The sequence below is a fragment of the Methanococcoides sp. genome (genome assembly GCF_030594565.1).
GTDB lineage: Archaea > Halobacteriota > Methanosarcinia > Methanosarcinales > Methanosarcinaceae > Methanococcoides > Methanococcoides seepicolus.
In genome coordinates this window covers 1-5319 of sequence record NZ_JAUVEY010000149.1, presented here as the reverse complement: position 1 = coordinate 5319, position 5319 = coordinate 1, and the positions used below count along the sequence as shown (strand labels likewise).

Genomic DNA, 5319 nt, shown 5'->3' with positions numbered 1-5319 from the left:
CCCCGGAACCCCTTCACTGGAGATCACAAAAGAGGTTAGCAGTTATACTGTTGATCAGGGAGAGGTCGTCACGATCAAAGTGACTGCCAGAAACAAAGGTGATGGGAAGGCTACAGAGGTAAGGTTCTCTGATCCAAAGCCGACAGGATTTATCCTTCAGGAGATCCTTCTTGAAGAGACAGGTCAGATGACCATCGACAAATACGAGACAAGGACTATTTTTCTTTACAAGCTTCAGGCAAATGAAGCTGGAACATTTGAATTCCAGCCTACCAGAGCCTCATATTCCAATGAAGCAGACATGGATTTTCCCGAAGCGGTATCTAACATACCAGTGATAACTGTAACTGATACGGGCAAAAATGCAAGAAAAGTTGCTGAGCTTGAATTTTCCACATCCATCGAAAGTAGTAGTGTAAAAAGGAATGATGAAGTGGAAGTGGTTATTAACATCAAGAACCAGGGAGATTCTTCTGCAAATGGGGTCGTACTGAACATCCACCTTCCTGAAGAGGTTGAATACAAAGGCAGCAACTCCAACATTGAAATTATAAATGGAATGCCAAAGGCTTATCTGGAGACATTTGGACTGGATCAGGAAAAAGAGATAAGATTCGTGATAAAGCCAACAGAATTGGGTACTTATACCATTACAACCGATTATTCATATCAGTATGAAGATGGAGTAAACCCTAATCGTCAGGAAGTGACGGGCGAATTCACCACAAGTACGATCGATGTGGCCAGAGGGGACCTCGATTCAGTGATCGAACAACCATGGTATGTGATTGCGATCCCGTTGCTGATCATTGTCGCTATTGGAGGGTGGTTGTTCCATCGGTCCAGACAGTACAGGTTCTAATCAGTTACGATTTCATAAAGAGATTCAATTTCATTAAATATGGAGGAATTATTTGCTCAATATACTGATCGTAGGAAATGGTCAATGTGGTAACCGTATCCTTGATGCGATAAACAAAGAGGCTTTTGGTGGTAAAAGCAAATTTGCAAAATTCTATTCACAACAAAAATACAAAAGCAAGGTCGAAACTATCGCCATCAATACTGCGATAAACGACCTGAAGGAATTGAGTTTTACCAAAGCCAAGGACAGGATACATATTCCTCACTTGCATGGTGTTGGTGCCAACCGTACTCTTGGTAAGAGCGTATTTGAAGATAATAAATCCCATATAATGCGCAATATAGAGGAAAGAGGTAATTTCGATGTAGGATTCGTGATAACTTCTGCATCCGGCGGGACAGGATCATCTTTCACACCACCCCTTATCAAGGAAATTAAGGAAAAACATGATTTCCCGGTATATGCTGTCGTTGTTCTTCCTTTCAGAGAGGAGGGAACGCTCTACCTCCAGAATGCAGCATTCTGCCTGAAAGAGATACGTGACAGTGGTGTCGATGGGATCATACTTGCTGATAACCAGTTCCTTAAGCAGATCGGAGGAAATATACAATCTGCATATAATAGCATCAATGACATGATCGCAAAACGCATTCTTTTCTTACTTGATGCGCTTGATAGTGAAATGATGATGGTGACAGACCTCGGCGACTTCAAAACAGTGATGAGCGGCGGAGCAGGCCTTGCTACGATCGGTTTCTATGAAGCTGAAAAAGGAATGAACATCAAGACCACCATCCAGAAAGCATTATCACCAAACGGCCTTTTGTTCTCGACCGATGTTTACAAAGAAGGAAGCAGGGCCATGGTCATCATCAAAGGTGATAAATCATATCTGAGCATCGATGAGATATCATCGGAAGTGGAAAAACTTTCTTCATCCGTTGGCCATGTATTTAAAGGTATTATCGTCAGGAAAGGTGAAGCTCCACAGGTGCTGGTCGTCCTTACCCTTGAAGCAGCAGAAGAGCTGGAAAATCTATATTCAGTTGCAGTAGATGCGATCCATCAGGAACGCGAAAAGAAAACAAGAATTGAAGAACAAAAAGAGATTGATAAAGCATTCTCAAAGATAGATGGGCTTGAACCCAACTATTGACCTTAAATGATATCCTTAGCGGGATATTATCCATTTTTTATAATTTCAACAAAACCGATGATGGTTTGTGCATACCATTCATTATAAATGATCCAGCAAGATAAATGATGAAAAATCGAGCAAAAAGCAGGTATAAAATGGCTGATAGATCCAATATAATCGAGATCAGAGACCTTACGAAGACCTACACAGATGGATTAGGGGTCAAAGCACTTGACGGGCTTAGCCTTAAAGTCAAACGTGGAGAGTTTATCTCCATAATAGGACCTTCAGGATCAGGCAAAAGTACATTACTGCATATGATAGGCATACTTGATACGCCAACAAGCGGGACTATCCTGATAGATGGCGAAGATGTTACGACCATGTCGGATAAAGAGCGTTCCAGTGCACGTAACAAGATGCTTGGATTTATCTTCCAGTACCATCATTTATTACCCGATTTTTCAGCTATAGAGAATGTGATGATGCCTTTACTTATATCTGGAAAAAATAAGGCAGAAGCCAGAGAGATAGCTAAAGAACTCCTCAAAAAGGTGGGACTTGAGGACAGGATCGATCACAGGCCAAACCAATTGTCAGGAGGACAGAACCAGAGAGTTGCTGTTGCCAGAGCACTTGCCAATCGTCCGAAGATCGTGATAGGGGACGAACCTACAGGAAATCTTGACAGCAATTCAAGCGATAAGATATATGAGCTTCTCAGAAAGCTAAACCGGGATTATGGACAGACTTTCATACTTGTGACACATGATGAGGACATGGCTGCTAAGACCGATCGCATCATTCGTATTGTTGATGGAAGGATAGTAGATGATCGTAATTTATTTTAATCGTTTTTTCAGGTGAGAATATGGAATATTCAAAAGGAAATATTGGTAGAGTATTTACTGTTAGGATAGATACTGGAGAAGACCTGCTTCAGGAACTCGAAGGTATTGCAATGAAAGAGAACATCAAGGCTGCGGTATTCACTCTGCTTGGCGCTGTGGCCAAAGTCAACCTTGTCGTAGGACCTAAAGAGAATGCGATTCCCCCTGAACCCATGTGGGTCAACCATACTGAACCACAGGAAGTGATAGGTGTTGGGAATATATTTACAGAAGAAGGCAGGCCTAAGATACACCTCCATACCGCTGCCGGACGTGGCGACAATGTCAATGTCGGCTGCTTGCGCGGAGAAAGTGCAGCATTCATGGTCCTTGAGGTCTTCATAATGGAGATCGATGGCATGGAAGCTATGCGTGCATTCGATGCCACTAAGGGCTTTGCTCAGATATCATTCGGAAAGAACTAATCGAAAATGAATCAAAATAAACGTAACTTAATCTACTAAATTACGTAGGCTCTTTACAACTTCCAGCCTTTTCTCATTTTCTTTTAGAATATCAGATTCATATTCTGTCAGGATCTCAGCGAAATCCATATTGAGCGAGTAATATTTTGCAGGCCTTCCTCTGCATTTAGTCCTCTTCTCGTTCTTTTCCCCCACCCAACCACGTTCACACAGAGGTCGCATAGCTACACTTACCTCTGGTTGCCTCAGGCCTGTAACATTTTCTATATCCTGGGAACTTAGCTCACATCCATTAAGGAGGCAGGCAATTGAAAGTGCTTCTATTCTCGAAACGTTAATGCTTTGTAATAGGGATGATACCTCATACCCCTTCTCATCTATAAAGTTAGACATCTCACTCACCATGAAGAATAATAGTACTTAGATGTTTATATATTTATGCTGTGCATAACCAACGCTGCTTAAATATGGTATATAAAGAACAGTGCAAAATGCTCACAAAATGCGGTAACAATATATACTGTAATGTACGATTTGACCATAGAATAACCAAATGGTGAAGACATGAACTCTATCAGCGAAGAAGCAAAATACACAATTCAAAAAGTGCATGCCAGAGAGATACTTGACTCCAGAGGAAACCCTACGGTAGAAGTAGATATTTACACTGGATGCGGATTTGGAAGGGCAAGTGTTCCATCCGGAGCTTCCACAGGTTCCAATGAAGCCCTTGAACTAAGGGATAAGGACGCTGACCGGTATAACGGGAAAGGAGTTTTGGACGCTGTAGACAACGTTAATACGACCCTTGCAAAAGAGCTTTTGGGAATGGATGCACGTAACCAGCGTGAGATAGATGAGTTGATGATCGCACTGGACGGTACTGAGAACAAAATGACCTTTGGGGCTAACGCCATTCTGGGAATTTCCATGGCCACTGCAAAAGCAGCAGCTGATTCACTTGGAATTGCCCTTTATCGTTACCTTGGTGGTACCAACGCTTTTGCATTGCCCGTCCCAACAATGAACGTGATCAATGGCGGAAAGCATGCAGGGAACGATCTTTCCATCCAGGAATTTATGATACAGCCAAAAGGTGCTGACACTTTCTCAAATGCATTGAGGATAGGAGCTGAGACATACCATGCTCTTGGCAAGGTCCTTGAGGACAAATACGGCGCTTCTGCAACAAATGTAGGATACGAAGGCGGATATGCACCTCCGATCTCAACAACTGCTGATGCACTGGACGCACTCGTAAGTGCAATTGAGGAAGCCGGATATACCGAATCAGAGATCAGCATCGGGCTTGATTCCGCTGCATCCGAGTTCTTTGATGGAGAGAAATATTTCATTGACGGAAAAAAGATAGCGCCTGCTGAACTTGTGGACTACTACCTTGATCTTATTGAAACATATCCGATCCTTTCAATTGAGGACCCATTCCACGAGGAATCATTTGAGGACTTTGCAACTCTTACGAGCGAGGCATGGGACACCATAATTGTCGGAGATGACCTGTTCGTTACAAATGTAAACCGCCTGGCAAAGGGTATTGAGATGGAAGCGGCAAATGCACTTTTACTCAAGGTCAACCAGATAGGCACGATATCTGAATCATTCGATGCTGCAAATCTTGCACAGAGGAATGGTTACAGCGTTGTTGTAAGCCATCGCTCTGCAGAGACAGAAGACCCAATGATAGCTGATATTTCAGTAGCTATTGGAGGAGACCTTATCAAGACAGGCGCACCTGCAAGAAGTGAGCGCACTGCAAAATACAACCAGTTACTCAGAATTGAAGAAGAGCTTGGAGATGCTGCACGTTATGTGCAGCTCTGATCCTTTTTTTAAATTTATTTTGTAACTATTCAGCCATCCTCACGTTTTTGATATAAACTTAGAATACTCAACACAATTCCATCAGTGCTTGATATTGATTTTACCAAAAAACAATATACTATGCCTCTATTTTAGTCACTCCCTGAAATTCAACCTGGT

General features: G+C 42.4%; 6 protein-coding genes. 5 read left to right on the top strand and 1 reads right to left on the bottom strand.

Annotation, left to right across the window (positions count from 1 at the left end; translation table 11 throughout):
• From QAS77_RS10355 to QAS77_RS10340, 4 genes are all read left to right on the top strand, one after another.
• Positions 1 to 862: hypothetical protein (locus QAS77_RS10355; RefSeq protein ID WP_305065411.1), on the top strand; the 862-nt coding region annotated here is incomplete at its 5' end.
• Between the two features lie 52 nt (positions 863 to 914).
• On the top strand, positions 915 to 2021 hold the full coding sequence (locus tag QAS77_RS10350) for a cell division protein FtsZ (RefSeq protein WP_305065409.1): 1107 nt from the start codon (positions 915 to 917) through the stop codon (positions 2019 to 2021).
• A gap of 137 nt (positions 2022 to 2158) precedes the next feature.
• Positions 2159 to 2854 (top strand): ABC transporter ATP-binding protein, encoded by a 696-nt coding sequence (locus tag QAS77_RS10345; protein ID WP_250869002.1) that lies wholly within the window; start codon positions 2159 to 2161, stop codon positions 2852 to 2854.
• Between the two features lie 20 nt (positions 2855 to 2874).
• Complete coding sequence (locus QAS77_RS10340) at positions 2875 to 3318, top strand: PPC domain-containing DNA-binding protein (RefSeq protein ID WP_305065407.1); 444 nt, start codon at positions 2875 to 2877, stop codon at positions 3316 to 3318.
• Between the two features lie 27 nt (positions 3319 to 3345).
• On the opposite strand, the gene QAS77_RS10335 is transcribed toward QAS77_RS10340, so the two are convergent.
• Positions 3346 to 3711 (bottom strand): transcriptional regulator, encoded by a 366-nt coding sequence (locus QAS77_RS10335; protein ID WP_305065406.1) that lies wholly within the window; start codon positions 3709 to 3711, stop codon positions 3346 to 3348.
• 171 nt (positions 3712 to 3882) lie between these two features.
• On the opposite strand from QAS77_RS10335, the gene eno reads away from it, so the two are divergent.
• The gene (eno, locus tag QAS77_RS10330) at positions 3883 to 5160 is read left to right on the top strand and encodes a phosphopyruvate hydratase (protein ID WP_250868999.1); all 1278 of its coding nucleotides are present in this window, start codon (positions 3883 to 3885) and stop codon (positions 5158 to 5160) included.
• The last annotated feature ends 159 nt before the right edge of the window (positions 5161 to 5319 follow it).

Bases quoted from the DNA above. Each gene is read 5' to 3' on its own strand.
- QAS77_RS10340 (WP_305065407.1), top strand. From the start codon at position 2,875: ATGGAATATTCAAAAGGAAATATTGGTAGAGTATTTACTGTTAGGATA.
- QAS77_RS10345 (WP_250869002.1), top strand. From the start codon at position 2,159: ATGGCTGATAGATCCAATATAATCGAGATCAGAGACCTTACGAAGACC.
- eno (WP_250868999.1), top strand. From the start codon at position 3,883: ATGAACTCTATCAGCGAAGAAGCAAAATACACAATTCAAAAAGTGCAT.
- QAS77_RS10335 (WP_305065406.1), bottom strand. From the start codon at position 3,711: ATGTCTAACTTTATAGATGAGAAGGGGTATGAGGTATCATCCCTATTA.